This is a genomic window from Paenibacillus sp. FSL K6-2859, from assembly GCF_038008265.1.
GTDB classification, from domain to species: Bacteria; Bacillota; Bacilli; order Paenibacillales; family Paenibacillaceae; genus Paenibacillus_AQ; species Paenibacillus_AQ nitricinens.
On the sequence record NZ_JBBOYU010000001.1, the window covers coordinates 289,561 to 313,488 of the forward strand.

Annotated in this window: 20 protein-coding genes; 9 read left to right on the plus strand and 11 right to left on the minus strand. The window is 41.5% G+C overall.

Annotation, left to right across the window (positions count from 1 at the left end):
* Positions 1 to 6: 6 nt before the first annotated feature.
* Complete coding sequence (locus tag MHB64_RS01370; protein ID WP_341133554.1) at positions 7 to 1,185, minus strand: hypothetical protein; 1,179 nt, start codon at positions 1,183 to 1,185, stop codon at positions 7 to 9.
* Positions 1,121 to 1,654: an N-formylglutamate amidohydrolase gene (locus MHB64_RS01375; RefSeq protein WP_143812425.1), complete on the minus strand. Its 534-nt coding sequence runs from the start codon at positions 1,652 to 1,654 to the stop codon at positions 1,121 to 1,123. The genes MHB64_RS01370 and MHB64_RS01375 overlap by 65 nt, the downstream gene beginning before the upstream one ends.
* A 476-nt stretch (positions 1,655 to 2,130) precedes the next feature.
* On the opposite strand from MHB64_RS01375, the gene MHB64_RS01380 reads away from it, so the two are divergent.
* The 4 genes from MHB64_RS01380 (at position 2,131) to MHB64_RS01395 (ending at position 6,477) form a co-directional block, all read left to right on the plus strand.
* The gene (locus MHB64_RS01380) at positions 2,131 to 3,513 is read left to right on the plus strand and encodes an ABC transporter substrate-binding protein (protein WP_341133555.1); all 1,383 of its coding nucleotides are present in this window, start codon (positions 2,131 to 2,133) and stop codon (positions 3,511 to 3,513) included.
* 156 nt (positions 3,514 to 3,669) lie between these two features.
* Positions 3,670 to 4,512 (plus strand): carbohydrate ABC transporter permease, encoded by an 843-nt coding sequence (locus tag MHB64_RS01385; RefSeq protein ID WP_094869198.1) that lies wholly within the window; start codon positions 3,670 to 3,672, stop codon positions 4,510 to 4,512.
* On the plus strand, positions 4,512 to 5,345 hold the full coding sequence (locus MHB64_RS01390) for a carbohydrate ABC transporter permease (protein ID WP_094869197.1): 834 nt from the start codon (positions 4,512 to 4,514) through the stop codon (positions 5,343 to 5,345). Before MHB64_RS01385 ends, MHB64_RS01390 begins: the two co-directional genes overlap by 1 nt.
* A gap of 100 nt (positions 5,346 to 5,445) precedes the next feature.
* Positions 5,446 to 6,477 carry a LacI family DNA-binding transcriptional regulator gene (locus MHB64_RS01395; protein WP_341133556.1) on the plus strand — a complete coding sequence of 344 codons (1,032 nt, stop codon included), beginning with the start codon at positions 5,446 to 5,448 and terminating at the stop codon, positions 6,475 to 6,477.
* A gap of 164 nt (positions 6,478 to 6,641) precedes the next feature.
* On the opposite strand, the gene MHB64_RS01400 is transcribed toward MHB64_RS01395, so the two are convergent.
* The 5 genes from MHB64_RS01400 to udk form a co-directional block, all read right to left on the minus strand.
* Positions 6,642 to 6,872, minus strand: coding sequence for a hypothetical protein (locus MHB64_RS01400; protein ID WP_094869195.1), 231 nt, complete (start codon positions 6,870 to 6,872; stop codon positions 6,642 to 6,644).
* A 24-nt stretch (positions 6,873 to 6,896) separates the two neighbouring features.
* Positions 6,897 to 8,009 carry a GerAB/ArcD/ProY family transporter gene (locus tag MHB64_RS01405; protein WP_094869194.1) on the minus strand — a complete coding sequence of 371 codons (1,113 nt, stop codon included), beginning with the start codon at positions 8,007 to 8,009 and terminating at the stop codon, positions 6,897 to 6,899.
* A gap of 21 nt (positions 8,010 to 8,030) precedes the next feature.
* Complete coding sequence (locus MHB64_RS01410) at positions 8,031 to 9,230, minus strand: Ger(x)C family spore germination protein (RefSeq protein WP_094869193.1); 1,200 nt, start codon at positions 9,228 to 9,230, stop codon at positions 8,031 to 8,033.
* A 3-nt stretch (positions 9,231 to 9,233) separates the two neighbouring features.
* Positions 9,234 to 10,826: a spore germination protein gene (locus MHB64_RS01415; RefSeq protein WP_094869192.1), complete on the minus strand. Its 1,593-nt coding sequence runs from the start codon at positions 10,824 to 10,826 to the stop codon at positions 9,234 to 9,236.
* A 152-nt stretch (positions 10,827 to 10,978) separates the two neighbouring features.
* Positions 10,979 to 11,614 carry a uridine kinase gene (gene udk / locus MHB64_RS01420; RefSeq protein WP_076116417.1) on the minus strand — a complete coding sequence of 212 codons (636 nt, stop codon included), beginning with the start codon at positions 11,612 to 11,614 and terminating at the stop codon, positions 10,979 to 10,981.
* 157 nt (positions 11,615 to 11,771) lie between these two features.
* On the opposite strand from udk, the gene MHB64_RS01425 reads away from it, so the two are divergent.
* Positions 11,772 to 12,884 (plus strand): threonine aldolase family protein, encoded by a 1,113-nt coding sequence (locus MHB64_RS01425; RefSeq protein ID WP_094869191.1) that lies wholly within the window; start codon positions 11,772 to 11,774, stop codon positions 12,882 to 12,884.
* Here MHB64_RS01425 and MHB64_RS01430 read toward each other — a convergent pair.
* Genes MHB64_RS01430 through MHB64_RS01445 form a run of 4 tightly spaced genes read right to left on the minus strand, consistent with a single transcriptional unit; the run spans position 12,858 to position 17,871 of the window.
* Positions 12,858 to 14,174: a glycosyltransferase family 2 protein gene (locus tag MHB64_RS01430; RefSeq protein WP_094869190.1), complete on the minus strand. Its 1,317-nt coding sequence runs from the start codon at positions 14,172 to 14,174 to the stop codon at positions 12,858 to 12,860. The two genes, MHB64_RS01425 and MHB64_RS01430, sit on opposite strands and share 27 nt — an antisense overlap.
* 19 nt (positions 14,175 to 14,193) lie before the next feature.
* Entirely contained in the window at positions 14,194 to 15,741 is a 1,548-nt protein-coding gene (locus MHB64_RS01435; RefSeq protein WP_094869189.1) for a lipopolysaccharide biosynthesis protein, read from the minus strand.
* Entirely contained in the window at positions 15,716 to 16,843 is a 1,128-nt protein-coding gene (locus tag MHB64_RS01440; RefSeq protein ID WP_341133557.1) for a polysaccharide pyruvyl transferase family protein, read from the minus strand. Before MHB64_RS01440 ends, MHB64_RS01435 begins: the two co-directional genes overlap by 26 nt.
* Positions 16,840 to 17,871, minus strand: coding sequence for a glycosyltransferase family 2 protein (locus MHB64_RS01445; protein ID WP_094869187.1), 1,032 nt, complete (start codon positions 17,869 to 17,871; stop codon positions 16,840 to 16,842). Before MHB64_RS01445 ends, MHB64_RS01440 begins: the two co-directional genes overlap by 4 nt.
* A 228-nt stretch (positions 17,872 to 18,099) precedes the next feature.
* Between MHB64_RS01445 and MHB64_RS01450 the strand changes: the two genes are divergently transcribed.
* The 4 genes from MHB64_RS01450 to MHB64_RS01465 all read left to right on the plus strand — a co-directional run bounded on the left by MHB64_RS01450 (position 18,100) and on the right by MHB64_RS01465 (position 23,623).
* Positions 18,100 to 19,326 (plus strand): Zn-dependent hydrolase, encoded by a 1,227-nt coding sequence (locus tag MHB64_RS01450; RefSeq protein ID WP_094869186.1) that lies wholly within the window; start codon positions 18,100 to 18,102, stop codon positions 19,324 to 19,326.
* Between the two features lie 282 nt (positions 19,327 to 19,608).
* On the plus strand, positions 19,609 to 20,742 hold the full coding sequence (ald, locus tag MHB64_RS01455; RefSeq protein ID WP_094869185.1) for an alanine dehydrogenase: 1,134 nt from the start codon (positions 19,609 to 19,611) through the stop codon (positions 20,740 to 20,742).
* Positions 20,743 to 21,556: 814 nt separating this feature from the next.
* On the plus strand, positions 21,557 to 22,816 hold the full coding sequence (locus tag MHB64_RS01460) for a PucR family transcriptional regulator (RefSeq protein ID WP_341133558.1): 1,260 nt from the start codon (positions 21,557 to 21,559) through the stop codon (positions 22,814 to 22,816).
* Between the two features lie 78 nt (positions 22,817 to 22,894).
* On the plus strand, positions 22,895 to 23,623 hold the full coding sequence (locus MHB64_RS01465) for a protein-glutamine gamma-glutamyltransferase (RefSeq protein WP_094869183.1): 729 nt from the start codon (positions 22,895 to 22,897) through the stop codon (positions 23,621 to 23,623).
* Positions 23,624 to 23,928 lie beyond the last annotated feature (305 nt).

A 23,928-nucleotide genomic window follows, 5' to 3' on the forward strand; every position in this document is an offset into this window, starting at 1 on the left:
CTCCATTTAGTTAATTTTTGCTCGTTCTTCGGATAGTGTTGTATAGATGATGATCGGAAGTAGTACAACGGAAATACCAACAGTCAGAGCGATGCTCCAGTTCAAATCCTTATACAGCTGCACTACTGTAAACAATAAAGCGATTACGGGCAAGACCAGCTTATTTAAGTGTTTTAAAAATAGAGAGTTCATGCTTCTTTTTACAGTAACCGATGTGCCGATGTTGGGGATTTCTAATTCATTTCGTGACAAAGCAGTGATTCCGATAAATAAGTGGCTGTCGATAAATTTAAGCTGCTCATTCTCCTCATTTAGCTTGATTAGCTGGGCAATATGCTCCGTATCTATGTCTAAGATGGGGACGGCGATTTCTTTATGGTTGTAGGAAATGACGATTTTATCAGTCTCTTCCATGCCCAGCAGTTTTCTAACATTGGGGTGAATTCGGCATAAGTTTTGGTGCTCATCAAAAGGGTAGGGATGTCCTACTCTTAGCGTAAGCTCTCTTTTGCCAATAAAAAGATTTCCTAATGCGGTTAAGGGCCGCTTGATTCCCAGATGTATAAGTTTATGTATGCCTGGCTTGGATTGAGGACTTGTTCTTGCACGGGTAATGATTAGTTGATCATCCTCAGTGGCCTGAGTCTCAAGCAACAACATGATGTACCTGTTGAAATACAGCGTATTCGGCTTGGCTGTGTGATCCTCTTTTAGAGTGATGTTTATGCGAAAGCCATTCTTAGGATTAATCAGCTCGACATGATTCGAATATTTACGGACGAGTGTTGGACATGCTTTGACATAAAGTTTGGCAATCTCGTTCACTTTAGGAATTCCCCGAAGGATTGTGTTGTACTCCGGTTTAGTGATGGTTAATCCTGTTAAGGGGCAGTCTCCTAGCTTGTCCTTTGCTCTTTTAGATAATTGTATACTCCCTCTTGGGATATCACCTTTTGATAAAAGTAAACAGCTAACCTGAGTGCCATTCTCTGCTGTAAGCTCGACAAAAATATGGTGAACTAAGCCTAAATCAACCAGCTCATCGGGATTCATCGTAATTTCTTCTCTGGCAGTATAGCTTTGTTTGTCTAATATGGTGAAGGTCTGCTCGATGTTTATGTTAGGCGCCTCCCAATTGATTGATAATTTGTTCGAGGGAATGAATGGTTTTTTGGAATAAATCAAAGGATTTCGGGTTACGATAATTTCGATTAATTTCAATTTGAACACTTTGAACTAACAATTCTTTGGCTGAATATGAAGTGATCGTTCCGGGATGAGATGCAGAAAATGTATGGTTTTGATGAACATTGGTAATACCATTATTGAAAAAAATACGTACAACCTCATTTATATTATTTGCTTGTATGGATGTTCCGTGTAATGTGCCTAAATCCATATCGAATTCTCTATCTTTAGAAGCCCCATGCAGGTCTATAACGAATTTAATTTGATGTTCTTTGACAATTGTTCCAAGTGCAGCTTTATATTCTCCGCCAAGGATGTAATTGGGATCTTCTTTGGAGAAGCTATTGGAATAGATACAATGACAACCTGTGAGCTTTTGTAATAGCAGAGCAAGTGAACCTGTATACATATCCGCAGGTTTTACAGCATTTTCTCTATAGTGGTTAATGGCATGCGGAGCTGACACAAGTACCGGGAGAGCGCCTTTTACAATGGTGTAGGAGGGCTCCACTCCAATATCGCCAAAATAATTGTTATTAGAGAATTGTAACTCATACTTCTCGATCAGAGATAAGATATGCCATCACCTATTCCTATTTACTATTGTGAAATACAAGAAAGTATAAGTTTCACGTTTTATCTTATATTTTTACATTTCACGCTTAAACGATCACCGTCCTTACTTAGGACGCCGAAGGCGTTTATACTTATCTATTATAGCGTTCGAAGATTTCAGATGGCTAGTTTTACCAATAAAAAGGCTATTGTAATGTGGAAAACGGTGTGCTAATATTTCAATTGAAAACGTTACCGATAAGGATACCGGAAGAATAAAGAAGATTATTTAAGTCAATTGTAACCGCTGACATTATTTCGGTAGCGCTACTCGGAGAAACGTCTTCAAATGAAATCATTAAATAAAAAGTATGAGGGGGAAGAAAAATGAAGAACATCAAAAAATACTTAGGGCTCATGTTGGTAATGTCTATGGTTGTAGTCTTGGCAGCAGGATGCGGTAATAAAGAGAACAATACAGCAACAAAAGATGGAAACGCTTCATCTGGAAAAAAAGGATCGGTTTACTTTTTAAACTTCAAGCCTGAAATTGCAGAAATATATGAAAAAATCGCTAAGGATTACGAAGCAGAGACAGGAGTTAAAGTGAAAGTCGTAACGGCTGCTGCAGGTACTTACGAAACGAAATTGAAATCGGAAATTTCTAAGTCCGAAGCACCTACGATTTTCCAAATCAACGGACCTGTTGGTTTTCAATCTTGGAAAGATTACACCTTGGATTTGAAAGATACTAAGCTGTACAGCTATCTATCCGACAAAAGCCTGGCTGTAACTGAAGGTGAAGGTGTATATGGTATCCCTTACGTAGTTGAAGGATACGGTATTATTTACAACGACGCGATTATGAAGAAATACTTTGCGCTACCTGATAAAGCTGTGTCGATCTCTTCCACCACTGAAATCAATAACTTCGACACTTTGAAAGCAGTAGTAGAAGATATGACCGCTAAAAAAGATCAACTGGGTATTAAAGGCGTATTCGCTTCCACTTCCCTCGCTGCTGGTGAGCAATGGAGATGGCAGACTCACTTGGCTAACTTGCCACTGTACTATGAATTCAAGGACAACACTGAGTTTGATAACACAGTTCTTGCCGGTTTAGCCTCTAAAGAAGTTGAATTCAAATACAATGATAAATTTAAAAATATCTTCGATCTTTACATCAAGAACTCTGTGACTAAAGAATCTTTGCTAGGCAGTAAGTCTGTAGCTGATTCCATGGCTGAATTCGCACTCGGTAACGCAGCTATGGTTCAAAACGGTAACTGGGCTTGGTCACAAATCAATGATGTTGACGGTAACGTAGTGAAAGCAGATGAGATTAAATTCTTGCCTATCTACACAGGTATGGAAGGCGAAGAGAAACAAGGTCTGGCTGTAGGTACAGAAAACTATTTTGCAATCAACAGCAAAGCCTCTGCTGAGAACCAACAAGCTTCTATCGCTTTCTTGGAATGGTTGTTCTCCAGTGAAAAAGGTAAAGCTTATGTAACGAACGATCTAGGTTTCATCGCTCCATTCAATACCTTTGAAGAAAATGAAAAACCAGCAGATCCACTGGCTAAAGAAGTCTCCGCTTGGATGGAAAAAGATTTGACCTCCGTAGCTTGGACATTTGCAGCATTCCCAAGTGAAGAATTCAAAAATGTCTTTGGTGATGCACTCTTGCAATATGCTCAAGGGAATAAAACCTGGGATGAAGTTGTAACCATCTTTAAGGATACTTGGAAGGCTGAAAAAGCAAAATAAAAAAGGCGTGGAAAGATGATTGAATAATTCTCAGTTGTCATACAGATATAAGCTTAGTGCCACTGGAGTTGAGACGGATTTCAGTGGCACTAAGCAACAATTCGAGTAAATTACATCTAGTTCATCATTTTCCATACTGAGATAGGAGAAGACTCCATGGAAAAATCGATAAGAAAATATTTTGCTCTTTTTGCGTTACCGACCATGATAGCCTTTGGGATCGCGTTTGTTGTACCTTTTCTGCTGGGGATATATTTATCCTTTACAGAGTTTACTACCGTCAATGATGCAAAATGGATCGGGTTTGGCAATTACATTAAAGCATTTTCAAATCAAGAATTTCTAAATGCACTGGGTTTTACGGTTAAGTTTACAGTTCTATCGGTTCTTACGATTAATGTATTCGCCTTCATACTGGCGATGTTGTTAACTAGAAAGCTAAAAGGGACTAATGTATTTAGAACTATTTTTTTCATGCCTAACTTGATAGGCGGTATCGTATTAGGATACATCTGGCAGCTGATTTTCAATGGTATTTTGTACAAATTTGGAGTTACTTTAACCTCTGACGCAACTTATGGATTTTGGGGATTAATCATCCTTATGAATTGGCAATTGATAGGTTACATGATGATTATCTATGTTGCAGGTATTCAAAATGTGCCTAAGGATATAGTAGAAGCGGCAAGAATTGATGGAGCTTCACGTTCGAAGATTCTACGTAATGTGACGATTCCACTCGTAATGCCGTCCATTACCATTTGTTTATTTTTAACGTTATCGAATTCATTCAAATTGTTTGACCAAAACTTAGCGTTGACTGCGGGTGCTCCTTCTAAGCAGACCTCGATGTTAGCACTCGACATCTACAATACGTTCTACGGAAAAACAGGATGGGAAGGTGTCGGTCAAGCGAAAGCCGTCGTATTTTTTGCACTGGTAGCCTTAATCGCCTTAATACAACTTGTCATTACTAGAAGAAAGGAGGTTGAGAACTAATGCAACAGACTAGAGCAAAAGATTACTCCATTTTTACCATTTTGTTGGTCTTGGCCATTGCGTTCTTATCTCCGATCTTTATTGTTCTGATGAACTCCTTTAAAGGTAAGTTTTACATTAGTGATACACCTTTCTTACTCCCTAATGGAACTACTTTTGTTGGTTTGAAGAACTATACTAGCGGTATAGCGAAGATTGATTTCTTCAGTGCTTTCGGAATGTCCTTGTTTATCACGGTGTGTTCGGTTGCTGTAATCGTGTTATTCACTTCCATGACCGCATGGTATATTACTCGGGTCAAATCAAAATTTACAGGTATGATGTATTATGCTTTTGTGTTCTCAATGATCGTACCGTTCCAAATGGTTATGTTCACAATGACTAAAACGGCTAACGTTCTACATCTGGACAATCCAATCGGGATTATCTTGATCTATTTAGGATTTGGATCAGGGCTGTCTGTGTTTATGTTTAGTGGATTTGTGAAGTCTATCCCTCTTGAGGTTGAAGAAGCGGTTATGATCGATGGATGTAATCCGCCACAAGCCTTCTTTAAAGTGGTATTGCCGATCCTGAAGCCGATTGCTGTAACTGTAGCTATTCTTAATGTAATGTGGGTGTGGAACGACTTTCTATTGCCAGACCTGCTGATTGGTACAGAATATAAAACGATTCCTATTGCGATTCAGTACCTAAAAGGTGGATATGGATCGATTGACATGGGAGCTATGATGGCGATGCTGGTCTTAGCGATTGTGCCAATCATTATTTTCTACCTGACTTGTCAAAAGTACATCATCGAAGGTGTCGTTGCAGGAGCCGTTAAGGGTTAAATAGAATATGTATGTAGAAGCGAGTAGGGTGCTTTTCTTGTTGAGTCTTTTCTTCAAGAATCCCCTACTTTCTTATTTAACGTGTAAAGGAAAGATAGAGATGGAGAGACTGACTATTATAGATATCGCTAAATTATGTGGGGTTGGCGTGACTACAGTATCTAGAGCTATAAACAATCATCCGGATATTAATGAAGAAACAAAAGCGATGGTTATGAGAGTCATCAAAGAAAATCATTATGTTCCGAATAACAGTGCCAGAAATTTAAAACGTTCCGATTCGAAAACGATTGCAGTATTGATCAAAGGGATATCTAATCCATTTTTCAGCCCAATGATTAAAGTATTTGAAAAAGAGATCCAGCGAAAGAAATACTCCTTCATCCTACAACGTGTCGATGAGAATCAGGATGAGATCGAAGTGGCGATTGAGCTGGAGAAAGAAAAACGCCTGAAGGGAATTGTGTTTCTGGGGGGATTATTCTCACACTCTCAAGAAAAATTACAGCAATTGACGGTTCCATTTGTCCTGAGTACGATTGGAATGACGGAAGAGTTTGATCTAAGTGACTATTCTTCTGTATCTGTAGATGACTTTAATGAGAGCTATAAAATTGTAGACTATTTATGTAATCTAGGGCATGAGAAAATCGCAGTCATTACCGCGCCTGAAGATGATGTGAGTATCGGTAAATTGAGATATGAAGGGTATAAGAAGGCTCTTTCTGATCATGGAATAGCCTATAATGAACGGTTAGTACGCCGGATGAAAGAGAATATTGACAGCTATAGTATGGAAAATGGGTATGCGGTTACAAAAGAACTGCTGGAGTCAGGGGAAGAGTTTACTGCTATCTTCACCTCATCAGATAGTATGGCCATCGGTGCTTGTAAAGCAATATTTGAAGCAGGTAAGCGAGTTCCAGAAGAGTACTCTGTGGCAGGTTATGACGGACTGGATATTTCTTTCTATTATAATCCTTCCATTACTACCATCAAACAGCCTGTAGTAGAAATTGCGGAAGCAACGATTAAGATTTTGTTTGATCTCATTAATAAGAAGGTAAATCATGCGCATCAGATTTTCCCTGCAGAATTAATGGTTAGAGAATCTACGAGGTCTATATTGTAGTGTCAAACAGTTCATATGTTTAAGTTTATTTACGAATCGGGGTGGGGAGATAAAACCGCAAGAGATTAAAACTAACGATATTAATAGCATCACACGGTTTCTCACCGCATTCGGTGACCCTGCTCGGATTCGGATTGTTACATTATATGAGTTTAGTACCATTGTTAAGATAACCAAGCACTTACCATGTCGGCTACAGGTTTATAGATGAATATCATCCAACCTAAAGGGTTAGAGACTGGGATATGCAATGCGTTAATAATGCCAAAAAAGGTGCCCAATAACAGAAGAAATGAGAACGCCCACAGCTCCTTGATTAATTTTTTCCTCCACATAAGGGGTACTTCAACGGCTATAATAACAGCCACAACGATGAGGATCACTACTAAATCCAATGTTTACGACCTCCCAAACCATCTTTAGTTTTGAGATTTCAAGTCTTTACTCAATGTTCTTCGAAACATCGCCACACCTAACAACACCAAGGGGAGAAATAATCCGAAGGTTATAACATAATACACCCAATAATTATCGAAAGCTGTATTGTAATAAGTGAAATTGGGGGCAATAATAGGTGCTAATGCCACCAAAATCAACCCTGTAGGTAAGGTTAACACGCGATACTCTTTTAATTTTAATAATTGGGATAACCCCAGAATGAAAGCATAGAAGAACAAAGTTACTTTTATAAACAGGGTTAACATCCACTGTAGAGCTATCAGGGCTTCCACCCGCTCGAAGAATCCACCAATGGATATACGTCTTGCTATGTTGTAACTGGGGTATATATCTCTGGTCGTCAGATCCGGACCTAGCACTAGTACGGAAACAGTCAGTGTCAGGAAGATGATAGTACCACCTAGGAAACAGCCTAGTAGTAAGCCTTTTGTTATCTTCTGTTGTTGGCTTACATAAGGGAGTACCATTAGAAAGACAACCGGTTCTAAAAAGGTGTAAGCCGTAATGGAGATAGACCCTCTCAGTACAGGCTTTATTCCGTCCTCCAAAATGGGCAGGATTCTGGTAATATCCATCTGAGGAACAATTGCGACCGTCAGGATCAGGAATAGGACAATAATCATTGGAGTAAAGATCTCACCAGTTCGTCCTAAGACCTCAATACCGAGTCGCGTTGCCATAATCACGATAAGTATAAATAAAGTTAGAATGGCCGGAATAGGGGTTCCTGGTAACATTTCTGAAATCACAAAATCACTGATCTCACGCATACTTCCAACGGTAACGATAAGAAAAAACATTAAAGTCATAAGCGATAAAATCGTCCCTAACCATTTTCCAAAAGCCTTTTGAATCGCCTGAATAAGCGTTAATTTGGGATATAACTTTGTGAACCTGCTGTACATATAGATGGCTAGCAAACCTGTTACCATCCCTATTAAAGTGGAAATCCAGGCATTTTGTCTGGCGTAGTGTGTAGTGGAAGGGGGGATTACGAGAATGGAATCCCCGATGGTAAGAAGCATAACCAGTATGGTTAGCTGACGAATACTTAGTTTCCCTTTTTCGAGCATAACTTCGTTCCCTCCAATGCATCACTTCATCTCTTCTAAGAAAGAGTTAGTCACTTTCCCTAATAGGCGAATCTTAATGTCCGCCTTTACGCTTACTGGTAGGTTTAAAAAGGTTTGATCCCAATTGTCCTGAAGTTTCTTCCATGCCTGTGGGTTAGAGCGATGGATGACCTCGCCGAAGCCAAAAATATCGGATTTATATTCTTGTTGTACTTTTTTAATTGTAGTTTCGAATAAATCTACTACTTTCTGGTTAGCGATTTGTTCTAATTCGGTGATGGTCTTTGGCTCGGTCAGGTCTAGATTTCTACATTGAACCTCTCCTAAATCTGATTCTATATGTTGCTCAATACTGATTTCTGGTTTGTCATTATGCATGCTGCCTTTTATTTTGGAACGGGCATCAAATACATCAAGCGAAACCTTTTTTCCTTCGGGACATTGGATATAGAAAACCGTGCTCTTTACCTTATTGGTTAAATAGTTATACACTTTTGATTCCTCTGGATTTAGCCAACCAATCAATTTGTCCTTTTTGAATACGGCCAATCCGGAGTATTTCAATTCTGTTGGAGAGTCTACCGTTTCAACATTCTTTTGAGTTTGTCCTACTTCTACATTTCCATTGATGACAACCCCTGTTAGGACTGGGTTTTTACCCTTACTCACAAGTTCTGTAACTAGTGTTCCTAATGTCACAGTGGATGTGGGTGCCCATTGCTTCTCCGATGTTTCCAGACTAGAAAACAATCGCACAGCAGGGATCTTTTCGAGGCTGGTTAATATTTTTAGAGCATCTTCTGCTTTGGCATCCTTTGCCACCACTATAAAGTAATCATTCCGCGTATCCGTATCTCTTGACATAAAATCAAGAACATCACTGATTCCTTCTTTAGCCAATGCTTCACCGAGGACCAAAATCCGCAGATGAGAGATGTAAATTTTACGTGGACTAAGGGTTGTGATTTTCCTGAGAGCCTCATATACGGTGTGTCCAGTTGCTTTATAAAGATTTACGGGTGATTGAGGAGAACCCCCCTTTGAGCCTGCGATTTGACTCGGTAATACCACTTGTGCAGAAATTTGATATTGATCTCCGATTTTGTCGATTCCGATTCCTACAGCAATCGCAAGATCGTTTAATTCCCGGCGACTCCAGCAGCCTGTTACGAATACTTGTACGAGTATAACCATACACAGCAGAAGTGCTCTTCGTTTCATGATTTATTCCTCCGTTAAATCTCCCGGTTTTTCCGGTGGTGTACTCTTCACCCGAACCATATTTTTTTGATTGATTAGCTTAGGGCGGGTAAACATAGCCCAACGGGGCATTCGGAAAAAGGTGTCCTTTTGATCAGCAAGATTAAACGGAGCTAACGGGCTCATATAAGGAACTCCAAAGGAGCGTAAGCTACACATATGAAGCACTATCGCGATAACACCAATAATGATTCCGAACAATCCAAAGGAAGCGGCTAGAAACATCATTGGGAAACGAAGCATTCTGATTGTCAAGGCGAGATCAAAGGCTGGCAGAACAAAGCTGGAGATCGCGGTAACAGCAACGACAATGAGCATGGCGGCAGAAACAATGCCAGCATCTACTGCAGCTGTTCCAATAACTAATGTCCCTACTATAGAGACAGATTGAGCTATGGTTTGAGGCATACGCACACTGGCTTCCCTTAGAATCTCAAAAGCAAGCTCCATTAGAAGTGCTTCAATAAACGCTGGAAGCGGCACGCCTTCCCGTTGAGCAGCTAAGCTAATGAGCAGCGTTGTGGGCAACATCTCTTGATGGAAGGTAGTAATAGCTACATATAAAGATGGGGCTAGTAATGAAATGAATATACAGAGATAACGGAGCATCCGAACTAAGGTACCAACATCCGCACGTTGATAATAATCCTCAGCGGTCTGCATGAAGGAAACAAAGGTAGTAGGAACGGTCATGACTATAGGCGTTCCATCTACTAATATAGCTACTTTTCCTTCCATAAGCGCAGCGGCAATAACATCAGGACGTTCGGTATGATGAACGGTTGGAAATGGAGTATAGGTTTCATCCTCGATTAATTCCTCAATATAACCACTCTCCAAGATGCCATCAATATCGATCCGATCTAAACGCGTATGTACTTCTTGTACAATCCCGTCATCTACAATTCCTTTGATATACATAATGGCTACATCGGTTTGGGTGACGCGTCCGATTTGTTGTGTTTCTAACCACAAATTAGGGTCTTTTATTTTCCGCCTTATTAAGGCGGTATTAGTACGCAAGCTTTCTGTGAAGGCTTCCTTAGGTCCGCGGATCACCGTTTCGGTGGCACTTTCCGATACACCACGATCTTTCCAGCCACGCATGCCAATCGTGAAACCCTTGGCGTATCCATCTAGTAAGAGGATCACATCTCCGGATAATAGGGAGGTTAACAAAGCATGGAACTCCATCGCATCTTTGATATCACCTACGGTAAGCATGTGATTTCTTAATAAGGAATAGTTGTCTTTCTCAGGTTCTAAGCTCAAATCTGGAATTTCTAAGACAAGAGACTCCAGAATGAAATCCTGAATAGCTTTACTGTCAGCAAGTCCATCCGTATAGAAAATAGCTGCTTTCATCTGTTGCTTGGAGCCGATGAAGAAATCTCTGACCACAAGGTCTGTGCTATTTCCGAGCGTTGTCTTTATATGTTCAATATTATCTTGGAGGTTTTCCTTGAGAGGCTCTTTAGGTAATTCTTTAGTGGGGTTCGGGTGCCCTATTGTAGGGTTTTTGAATATTTTGGTTATTGTTCTGTTCAGAAATCCCATGGTTGTTATCCCTCTTCCGCAAGCTGCTGTAATTTAGCTATTACCATAATGCGGAGGGATTATTCTTTGAATAATCCATGGTGGGATTGGGGATGAGCTCGCAAAAAAAAGGCCATCGAGATTCTCTCGACAGCCAGGGTAGAACTAGATATTTAAGAACTAGAGGATGTCCAATCATTCGTCAGGTGTTTCTCAGTTAATATAGACAGCAACTGGATACCGACCTCATTATGGCCACCTTCTGGGATGATCAAATCGGCGTATTTCTTGGACGGTTCAATAAAAGCTTCATGCATTGGCTTAACCGTACTCAAATATTGGTGATGGATCGATTGGATGCTCCGGCCACGTTCTTCGATATCGCGTAGTACCCGGCGGAGGATGCGTACATCAGGATCAGCATCAACAAAGACTTTGATATCAAGCATATCGCGGAGGTTCTCGTCGGAAAGAACATGGAGTCCCTCGATGATTACAATGTTGTTTGGTTTCAGTTCTACAGTCTCCGTAGTGGAGCGGGCATGAACTGTGAAGTCGTACACCGGTGCATATGCGGTCTGATCTTCACGCAGACATTTAAGATGCTCAATAAGCAGCTCATTGTCGAAAGCGAAAGGATGATCGTAATTGATGGATTCACGTTCAGCGAAGCTGAGGTGTGAATGATCTTTATAGTAGTTATCTTGAGATATGAAAGTTACCTTTCCCGTTCCAAGACGGTCAATGACGGAGCGGGCTACGGTTGTTTTTCCCGAGCCGGTGCCGCCGGCGATACCAATGATAAGCATGTGATTCAATAACCCTCCCTAAGATTGCCGTTGCAATTCCAATATTGTAGCACAGCGCTCATGTTTTTTCACCTTAGATCGGGTAAAATTAAGATGGGATTTTTTGAAATTCGTCTATATTAGGGACAAGGCAAACACGGAAGGGGCAATTCTACCAATGAACGGAAAAAAATCAGTGCAAGAGGCCTTTAATGAAACGACGTATCGGATCGTAGGACATGGAAATCGAGAGGTTCAAGTCTTGAAGGAAGCCTTTGAAGCTGTAGAAAATAGTACACCGTCTGATATTTATGGATCGGGGAAGGTTATTGAGGATTTTCAATCGGAGATGGCGAAGCTTCTGGGTAAAGAGACAGCGGTCTTCTTTCCGAGTGGAACAATGGCACAGCAAATCGCTTTAAGAATATGGTGTGATGAAAAAGGACTCAAGAGCGTCGCCTATCATCCTTTATGTCATTTGGAGATCCATGAGCAGGATGGGTTGAAGGAACTGCATCATATTGAGCCTGTCCTACTTGCGAACAAGGATCGACTAATCACCTTGGATGATGTATTACATATGAAGGAAGATATTGCTTGTCTGCTGCTCGAATTGCCGCAGCGCGAGATTGGTGGACAGTTACCGGAGTATAAGGAGCTTGAAGCGATTTCTGCACATTGCCGTGCTCGGGGAATTAAGCTGCATTTGGATGGCGCAAGATTGCTTGAGACGCTTCCCTATTATGGCAAGACAGCTGCTGAGATCTGCGCCCTCTTTGATAGTGTCTATATCTCACTGTATAAAGGAATCGGAGGAATTGCAGGCGCGATTCTTGCAGGCGGTGAGGCGTTTACGAAGCAATCGAAGATATGGAAACGGCGGCATGGTGGCGACCTAATCAGTCTGTATCCATACATTATTTCCTCTGATTATTACTACCAGCAAAGAGTAGATAAGATGCAGCAGTATTACGAAGGGGCTAAGGAGCTTGCTGCTTTAGTTAATCAATGTCACGGGGTGACTACGTTACCTGCTGAGCCTGTCTCCAACATGTTTCATATGCATTTTCAAATGTCTAGGGAGAGCATTGAACCGATCCTGTCTTCTGTATATGAGTCAACAGGAATCGGTTTAAGCGCAGCGATAAGACCAACGGGAGAAGATACTTCTTATTGTGAGATCAGTATTGGAGACAAGTACGCCGACATTCCTAAAGAAGAGGTAAAAGGATTCTTGTTGCTGCTCGATAAGCTAATGCGCGAGTCATCTTCCGAGCAGTGTTCGAAGTAACGAGATCCGTAATAATTGCTTTTTAATAAGCTTCGTACGGAATTCATTTCTTAACTGATTGTAAATAGGCGGGCAATGGTTAAGAGCCCAATGATACATGAATTTAAAGTCTGTAGCGTCTTTTGCAGAATTTAATAAATAGTAGGAGATCGTATCATAAGCATTATGGTTAAACCATTCCGCCATTTCTGGCTCGCTATATCCATATTTCTGAACGGCCATATTCTTAATCAACAGCTTCTCCTCCAGATTCTCAATTAAGAATCCCTGACTCAGATTAAAGGTGATATTGTCCCCGTGTAATCTGTATACACCGGCAAGTGTATCTATGAAGCCGGCATCACCGACCAACAAGGAACGCAGATAAATAGAAGCATCATTAACCATGTTCATATTTAGGATATCCATAGCTATTAAAGCCTCACGCTTAAAGACAGTTGTTAAGGTGGAGGAGGGCTTCGGATATCCTTTTTTCTCGAAATTCATGAAATAATCCTGCTTCTTAATAATCTTGCTTAGCTGTAAGCTGCTGATCTTCAGTTGCTTGGCCTTTGAAAATTCAAGAAAAACATTAGCAGCCACAAATGATATTTCGGGATGGTGATTGTGAAACTCTACAGCCTTACTTAAATAATTCATGTCAATCAGATAGTCATCATCATCGAGAAAAAGAACATACTCACCATTACCATGAGCAGCAAAAGCTATACGGCGATTATTTCCCGGCCCGCTGTTCTTTTCGTTTCGCATGTAGATTACCTGTGACTCGCCTCCGAAGCTTTGATGCATTAACTCTTCCGTGCCATCTGTAGAGCAATCATCAATAACTGTAATCTCTTTATGCGGATAGTCCTGCATTAAGATGCTTTGGATCGCTTGATTTAGGAATGCCTTTCTATTGTAGGTAGTGATAATGACACTGACCTTAGGATAATCGGCAAAGGAAAGGAGAGCTGAGTCTGAAATAGCCATATCTGAGGACTGATGTTTGATTGCGACGATCCCATGGATTAACCCATCTATCTCTTCGTTTACGATACTGAATTGCTCTGACAGATAGAATCTTATTGCATCTTCTGAAGCTCTCCCTGTGAGATAAGCACGGATCACTTCGGATAGGGTTTCTAGAAAGGTTTTGATTTGCGGATTTTGTTCTTTATCTAGGATCAGGCGGCATCGTTGAAAGATTTCCTGATCATCCATTTGAAGGGCAGATGAATGGTTTATTTCATCATTCAGGTCATTTAGAAAGACGTAACAGGCTTGCTGCAAAACCTCGCTATGATCCATTTCGAGTCCTCCTGATGTGTTATTTAGATACACCACTTACCTTAGGTCTAGCCAGAACCTTATGCTTGAGCTTCGCCCGATATCCTCTGAGATGCTCCCATGTATACAGGAAAACTTCCCGTTCCACTAAGGAGGCGATCACGAAATATATAGGCAGGATTACAAGCCCTAGCAGTACACCCCACAACATAAGCCCCACATAGGAATGGATTCGGATAGGGATGGCGCTAGAGATCAGAATAATGCCCGCAAAAACCACTGCATTCGTTAGCCATCTTCTAAAGGTGACCCAAGGGCTCCGATTCAGCAGATGTTTGCTAGCATAGACCACAATATCTACGGAGCGGTATAAGAGGGCGGCTATGGTTCCCATCAGTACACCGTAAATTCCCATAAAGATTACAAAGACAATAGAAGCGACTAGATTGATTACGGATTCTAGAATGGAACGGTTCTGTGTTTTCTTGAAATGTCCGGCAATTGTAATCACATTATTGGAAGAAGCTCTGGCATTGGTTAATAATTTGATGACTACGAACAAGACCGGCAGCCACATATCGATATAATTCACGTCGTTTACCCCTGCGGTATACAATTTCATAAAAGGTAGAATCAGAATATAGGCCACTGTTAGTATCGAGAAGATGAGCCCCATAAAATACACTTCGTAAGCATCATAAAATTTAATAAAGGCCTCTTTACTCTCATGAAAGCTCTGACCGAGAGCAGCTTTCACGCTTCCGTTTATGGTTTGGACGATGTTATCAACAATCGTAAAAATCATGTTGTACATGACATAAATGCTGACGATCTTTAGGTTCGTAAATATAGTCAGGATCAGCACGTCGGTATTTCTAAACACCAAGTAGGAGATCTCATGGACTAACACGGAATTTTTTTGACCAATGGCTTCATAGTCTGGTTTGAGAGTTAGGTTGATCCATTTGTAATGTTTATTGATATAGATATAGAAGACGACGATTTGAAGTACGGTTAATATGAAATAGGAAGCTTGCACAGCGATGATGTTAACCCCTTGAAGCAATAACAGAATCCGAATCACATTGTTCAGAATGTTAGCTACAGTGACTATAGATGTCTCTACATAGCTTTTTCCCTCTGCAGCAAGCAGAACTTTGAATTTTCCTTGAAAATAATAATTGATCGCCCCGCCCATTCCTGTGAGTAAAATAATGAGCATAATCGATAATTTATCGATTTCAGAAGTAATCACTAATGGATACAGGGTGGCGATTAGAAGGACGGCGAAAAAATAATAAATGCCTGTTTTTTTATAATAGCTGGAGGTGGCGGCCAGAATAGAGTTGATATGGTTCTTATCATCCGAAGCCACTGGCTTATATAGGGCTTGTATCGAAGCGGCTCCTACTCCGGCTTCCAGCAGGGCCAAATAACTAATGATCTGTACAATAGAAGCGATTAAACCATTGGCTTCAGAGCCATAGTTGACCATAATCAGTCGGGGAATAAAAAAACCAAGGATGATCGTGATGAGCTGACTCCCGAGTCCAAAGGATAAGTTAAGAATGCTCCGCTTGGCTCTCATAACGTATCCTCCTTTCGTAAAGCGATAAATACTTATCCAGCTGCTCGAAATGTTCTTCGGCATGTTTGACTTGCGGCGTGACATCCATGCAGTGGGTAATCATACTATCAAACACCTGTACAGGCTGGAGCTGCTCCAGTGTAGTGAAATCAGCATATAATCCTTTGAACTGGACATCTTCCATTACGTTGATCATTTTTTGGCTGTAAGCCACAGGAAACACAGGTTTGCCCAATACCCAGCCCAGGATCATCGCATGGAATCTTGAAGCAACTATAAAGCTGGAATTGGCTAGAACGGACAAAACCTCTTCCATATTTGTTTTATATAAATGCACTTGGATGGCATCCTCATAGGAGGGCCCCATAAGATTCTGGATCTCTTCAATCGCCAGCTGGTCCCCTTCATGTTCACAAAAGGACATGAAATGAACAGCGTAGCCTTTTTCAATGAAATAAATTGCGAGTTCTTTCATTTTTTCATAATAGAGGTTGTCAAAGCCGTTCAGACCTTTAATAGAAGGCTTAATGACGGATAAGACAATGTAATCCTCGGGTTCGGCTTGAGGATCTGGTGGATCAAGCTGAAAAATAATATCTGGCGCTAAACGGACATTATCCAGATCCTCAAATAAATCATAAGAATATTTTTCTCTAAAGCAGATGTCGGTATAGTCCTTAAAAATGCGCTTATGTTCCTCGTAATATTCTTTATCTGTATAAGGGCCGAAATTCGAACCTAATAAATAGTAAGGCTTATTCTTATTCCGAATGGTTTCTGCGTTCTTGAAATGCTCTGACCAATGCTCTGCCTGCATAAAGATCGAGCCGCCGATATGAACGACACCATCGGAGTGATCGGCCATATATTTTTGCGCCAGATTATGTATCTTTAACCTTCTGCAAATAAAGGCAATGCCTCTAAAGAAGAATGAATCGGAAGGATACACTCTGAGGTTCTTGATCTCTTTGAAGACCAGCTTGTATAAGCGTGGAGCGCAGATTCTGAATTCGGTATCCGGATACCTCTCACATAACACCTTTATGAATAAATCATCGCCCAGATTAAATTCGGTATAGGCATAGATCAGCAGCTTTTTCATATTCTAAATTCCTTTCGCTTGAACCTGGATAAGCTTTTCTCCACAGAAATGAATCTGTGATATAGAAGCGGGGAGATTAAGAATGTTCGGATATAAAGGGCTAATCTTCGATCATTACCTCTATAACGTCTTATGAGTTCATACATTTCTTGGTTTAGTTCCGGATAGGTATGATCGATGTCGCGAAGTAACTTCTGAATGCTTTCGCCTTCTGTCTCATTTAGACAGGTTTTTAGGTTGAAAAAGTAATTCTCGATCAATTCGCGATTTCTTATATAAGGAGATATCATATCCAGGTTCTCAAAGGGATGGGCCTCGAAATAAGCATCGACCCGTTTGAATACATCAACGACATCAAATTTATTCACATTATAGCTATTGGAAATCGACGTATTTCTTTGTAAATAAAACGATAATATATCCGGTAATGTGATGACTCTAGTAGCTCTGGATAAAGCTTTGTAGATAAATTCCTGATCTTCTCCATTCACACAGCGTTCTGTATATTGGAGTTCGTGAAGGAGTAATAATTCCCGTTTGTACGCAATGCTCCCTGTCCATATTCGCAAGCTTTTGTTCACGAAAATATGAGTCAGCGCTTCACTGCCTGTGATGTCGCTATATGCAGAGGCGTAGCTCAAAGTAGCAACTCCATCCTCTGTGACATGGCTATATCCCCAGCAGATAATTTCGGGGTCAGATGGTTGAGTATAGGTATGAACGGTCCTTACTAAATCTGTAGAGATATAATCATCTCCATCCAGAAACAGCACATAGTTGCCTGTGGCTTCTGCTAAGCCTCTATTTCTAGCCGCACTAACCCCTTGATTCTCTGTTCGAATGACTTTGCAAGAAAGCTCGGGATGAAGTGAGAGGATCTTTTCTATCACATTGTAGGTGTGATCCGTAGATCCGTCATCCACGATAATGACCTCAAAATGCGGTTCACTTTGGGCAAGGAGTGTATCAAACATAGGGGTCATATAATGTTCAATATTGTATACAGGGACCACAATGCTTAGATTCATGTGCTGGCTCCTTTCCTTGGTAGAACTGGATAAACAGCTATCTTAAGCTTACCCTTCGTATCAAAAGATTGTATATACTACTTTAGTTTACTTATGGCTACCTCTAATTCGTTGTAACATCACGTGAATAATAATTATTACAGTATGTAAAATGACAATCATATCGATTGGTATAACATATATAGAAAGTCTATAAAATCATGAACGCTCGAAGCGGAGGGACCTGCGATGCAGCTGCAAAAAATATTCGCGAACGGAGAAAGATTAAAGAATACGATAGAGGCATTTGCGGATTATGGGCGTACAGATAACAACGGCGTGACCCGGTTATCGCTGACGGAAGAGGACGTGAAGGTTCGAAATTATTTTCGTACCTGTTGTGAAGAATTGGGCATGTCTGTGAAGGTGGACGATATGGGCACGATGTACGCCACGCTTGCGGGTGTAGAGTCTGGGCCGCCTATTGTGATTGGCTCGCATATGGATACTGTGAAAAAAGGTGGAAGATTCGATGGCGTTCTTGGGGTAATCGCTGGACTAGAGGTAGTTCGCACACTCGAGGATCACGGGATAAAGCCGAAGCTGCCGGTGACCATTATGAATTTCACAAATGAAGAAGGGGCTCGCTTTGAGCCTTCGATGATGGCCTCTGGTGTGCTGGCCGGTAAGTTCGATAAGGCAGAAATGTTGAATAAAAAAGATCCGGAGGGCATTACCTTTGGCGAAGCGCTGGAGGAAAGTGGATATAAGGGGGAAGCGAGTAATCGAATTACCGAAGCCACTGCTTATTTGGAGCTTCATATCGAGCAAGGTCCTGTGCTAGAACAAGAAGAACTGTCGATTGGTCTGGTAGACTGTGTAGTTGGTATGGCCTGTTATGAAATTGAGGTGACGGGGGAATCGGATCATGCGGGCACCACGCCTATGGCAATGCGCAAGGATGCCTTGTTCGCTGCCACGGATTTGATCACGGAGCTTAGAAGCAAGCTTAGTGCGCTCGACTCTGAACTGGTGTATACCATGGGCAGAATGAATGTGCTTCCTAATATTCATACCGTTATTCCTAATAAAGTGATCTTTACGATTGAGGCAAGACATAAAGATATGGAGATTGTCCGTAAGGTGGAAGCCATTATTCATAGCTTGCCGGAGATGCTACTGGACTGTGTAGTAAGTAAGACCAAGCTTTGGGGCAGAGAGACGGTTTGGTTTGACCGGGGAATATGTAATTTAGTGGAGCAAGCGGCACAAGCCTTGGACTATTCTAACCGGAAGATCGCAAGTGGCGCAGGGCATGATGCTCAGTTCGTAGCAAGCTTTCTGCCATCCGCGATGGTGTTTGTACCTAGTGTGAAGGGAAAAAGTCATTGTGAAGAGGAGTTTACCTCCTATGATGATTGTGAAAAAGGGGTAAATGTAATCCTAGAAACAGTGTTGTTATTACTGTCAAATTAATACGCGTTACTAAACATAACATTACATGATGGTAGTAGTGCTTTAATTTCATACAAAATCGTCAAAAAGGCACTCTAAGCAGTGTCTTTTTTTATGAGATAATGATTAGGGTTGTGTTGGGTACCAAATGAACCTGAAGTTGATAGGCAGTTTAAGACGAATCCTTTGTGTAAAAACACAATGATGATAGATAATATTTTAATTTTTTACCAAATTGGAAATACTAAACGTATGTTATTATTCTTTACATAAGGGATCTACATTAGACGGGAGAGATGAATGATGATTATCGGAGTGCCTAAAGAAATTAAAAATAATGAGAATCGTGTAGCCATAACACCTGCGGGTGTAGTTAGCCTTATTAAAGAAGGACATCAAGTGCTGGTGGAAGCTGGGGCTGGTGTGGGAAGCGGATTTCCAAACGAAGAGTATGCTTCTGCCGGGGCAGAGCTGATTCAGGACGCAGCCACCGTCTGGAGCTCTGCCGAAATGGTGATGAAAGTGAAAGAACCATTGGAAAGCGAGTACCCCTATTTCCGTCCAGGCCTTATCTTGTTCACGTATCTGCATCTTGCGCCTGAACCTTCTCTGGCCGCTGCGCTCAAAGATAAGGGTGTGTTTGCCATCGGGTATGAGACGGTTGTTCATGAACGTACCTTGCCGCTATTAACACCGATGAGTGAAGTGGCGGGCCGGATGTCCGTTCAGCTTGGCGCTCAGTTCTTGCAAAAGAACTATGGCGGACAAGGGATTCTTCTCTCCGGTGTTCCCGGGGTTAGTCGTGGCAAAGTTAGCATTATCGGCGGCGGTGTAGTAGGTACTAATGCCGCGAAAATGGCTATCGGATTGGGTGCTGATGTTACAATTGTTGACCTCAGTGCAGAAAGATTACGTCAATTAGATGATATTTTTGGTGCACAGATCAACACGCTAATCTCGAATCCTTACAATATTGCCAAAGTGGTAGCTGAGGCAGATTTGTTGGTAGGTGCGGTGCTGATTCCGGGTGCGAAAGCACCGAAGCTGGTGACAGAAGAAATGGTCAAGACCATGAAGCCGGGTTCGGTGATTGTTGATGTGGCGATTGACCAAGGTGGTATCGTGGAGACGATCGACAGAGTGACCACACATGATAATCCTGTATTTATTAAGCATGGCGTACTGCATTATTCTGTTGCTAATATGCCGGGTGCTGTGGCCAAAACTTCGACGATTGCTTTAACCAATGTGACTGTTCCATACGCCTTGCAAATTGCCAATAAAGGCGTGATCAAAGCGATTCAAGATAATGCCGGTTTAAGAAGCGGTGTAAATGTGGCTAATGGTAAAATCACTTGCCAAGCCGTAGCTGAAGCACTTGGTGAGAAACATTTTTCGGTAGAACAAGCCATGGAGCAGACGTTCACGATGAGCTAAATAGAGCTAAACAGAGCTAAATAGAGCTAAATAGATGCGTTCATAGTTATTGGAAATATTTGTAAACCGATAGACAGCAAATTTCCGTTATGGGAGTTTGCTGTTTGTTGTTCTGGGAGTAATATTTTCGGCTCAGTTCGGTGTGGGGAGGATCTGGCAGAAGTCTGCTAGTTTGATCTAGGAGGTATCTAGGAGTGGCTTCAGTGTGCTAGATCCAGCAGAGATCTACTAGTTCGGTGTTAAAGGTTGTAGGACTGCGTTATGAAGATCGTTGGATCGGGTGGATGTTTGTTGGTGATGATTTTTAGGGAAATTCTCCCTATAAATTACGAAAAAAAAGCTTAAAATGCTATTTTTAGGGAATTTATCCCTATAAATACGAAGAATATCCCCGATTGTGCCTGAATTGGAGGAGTTATAGGGAGGTTTTCCCTGATTAGTAGCAGGCAAACCTAAAGAGACACAATTACAGGGAGGAATTCCCTAAAAACTATAAGGGGGCTCTCTCAAGTAGCGGTTTAAGTATTGTCGCGCCACTCCGTCACCTCGCTTCTCGTCACCCGCATCAACGTAACCTGCAACTCCGTCCCACGCCACTCCATAATCCCGCCATTCCGCAACCAACGTAACCTGTACTCAGCAACTCCGCCCCCACGGAAATCTATAACCCCGTAGCTCCTTCACCCGGCGATCTCAAGGTCCCATCCATCGCGCCCCCATCCCATTATCTTATAGTCAGCGGGGAGCACGCATACTATAATAAAATCACTCTAAAGTACAAGGTTCGGCTATTTTTCAGGCAGGGGTGGGGCTAGTGACGGAAAAGGATCCATTGTTTGATCGTTTCTTCGATAGTATGGAATCGTTGGCGGATGCGATTAGTGAATCTCTTCAATCTCAAGTTACCATTGAGGACAGCAATCACCATGTGATCGGATACAGCTCCCATCAATTTGAGAGTGATTCTGCAAGAATTTCAACCATTATTGGGAAACGCGTACCTAACGCTGTCATTATTGGTTTGCGTAAGAAGGGGATTATGCAGCAGCTTGAGAACGCTACACGTCCGATTCGGATTCCTGCGGTGATGGAGGTAGGTCTTGGACCCCGACTCGCTATTTGCATCAAACATCAGAAGGAAATTCTCGGGTACATATGGGTAGTGGATGCAGGCAATCTAGTTGAGGGACACGCGGAGAATATCGTTGAGAAAGCGGCGGGCATCGTAGGGCGCTACTTATTGAAGCAGCGGGGGTGGAAGACGAAGCAGGAGAAGACTCAGGAGGATTTTTTCTGGAAGCTGCTCACCTCCCATTATGACAATGAAGCGAACATCAAGCAGGATGCGGAAGTTTGGTCAATTCTTTTGCCGGAGAAATATTATATTAGCGTGTTAGAGAGTGACAAAGTCATCAATGATCATTTTGTACTTCGGTTTCGGCAAACTATGGCTTCCTATTCAGGCATGCAATTATTGTTTCTGACTGCAGAGCATAATCGGTTGATTATATTGTTTTCATTCAGCTTTCGTATGGAAGGGACGGGGGGACTGTCTTCTTTTATGCGAAAAATTATTGAAGATATGCGTAAGAGTGAGGGCTGTATGCTAAGCGCAGGCTGTAGCCTGGATTACACCGAATATATGTCGGCAGCCATTGCGTATTGGGAAGCGGGGTCCATTCTGGAGATCAAGAAGCTGCTGCCTTTTCATGGCCGAGAGTTATTATTGTATGAGGATATTGGATTTTGGGCGTATGTTCCGGCTATTATAGAGCAAAAACGTAGTCGAACCCGTAAAAGTCCTTTGCTGTATCCGCTAAAAGAGCATGATCGCGAGCATAAAAGTGATTTTCTAAAAACGATCGCCGTTTATTTATCACTCAGTGGAAACTTGAAGGAATCCGCCGTTTTTTTACATATTCATACCAACACATTGCTGTACAGATTAAATCGCATAGCAGAGATTACGGGAAAAAGCTTAAAGGATACGGGATACCGCACTTCTATATATTTGGATATTTTGACGGAAGAGACAAGGCAGCTTAATCAGTGGTTTGTTGAGTCACGGGAATAAAATGAATTAAGCACCAACTGGGCAGCGAACACGTACAATAACCTATATTTAGAACCTATAATATTGGAGGGACTAAGCATGGTGAAGGAAGTTCGTTCACCCGATGCCCTTGACTTTGAACGGAAAATGAGAGACAGCATCGTGGAATCGGCCGAAGCTTTAAATAACAGTGGAGCGGATTTTGCAACATTTGATGAGTCGCGCTGCAACCCGCAGTTTTGGACGCGTACAGATATTGGAGGACTACAGCTGAACGCTGGTGTGGCGCCTTCGGTAGGGATTAAAGACATTTTTCAGAATGGACATTTATATGCCTTCGAATGCGCGACAGCCATGGTCATTGTTATGTACAGGGCGACAATTGAAGCTATAGGAGAAGAAGCCTTTAATAGGTATTTTAAGGATTTGTTCTTATGGGATTGGAATTACGACGAGAATCTACGCTTAATTACGAACTATAATAAGGATCAGATGCTGCGGGGAGATATTGTGTATTTCAGGAATCCAGATCATGCACCTAGCAAGCCAGAATGGCAGGGTGAGAATGCGGTTAAGCTTGAAGAAGACCTGTTCTATGGCCACGGTATTGGGATAACTACTGCGGAAATCATTATAGACTCTCTTAATGAAGAAAGAGTGCCCGGAAGTAATACCTCAGCGTTTCTTACGAATGAATCCATTCATCCTGATTTTAACTATTTACAGAGATTATCTTCAGGTTCGGTCTTACCCGGAGCGGAAAATAGAGGCTCTGAGTGCACTGTGTTCTCAAGAATAGGGACTAGAAGTTACATTTATAAGATCTAAAAGCTAAGAGGGTACCAAGAAGAGTAATCTTCCTGAAAAAAGAGGCTGTCTCATAAGTAGATGTTCTACAAAAGAAACAGCCCATACTTATTCAATAGGCATTCTGGAATCAGTTCCCATCCGTTTGTCCGTCATACGTAGATTCAGTAAAGACACCATCTAGGGTGTCTTTTTTTTCGTGGATTCAATAGTTTTAGTTCGTAATCATTGAAGCTTGAGTAGCTATTTATGCGTCAAGAAAGAAATTTCAGTGCATACAATCTAAATCTTTAATAGTAGCAAAGGTTTAAATTTACATTGAACTG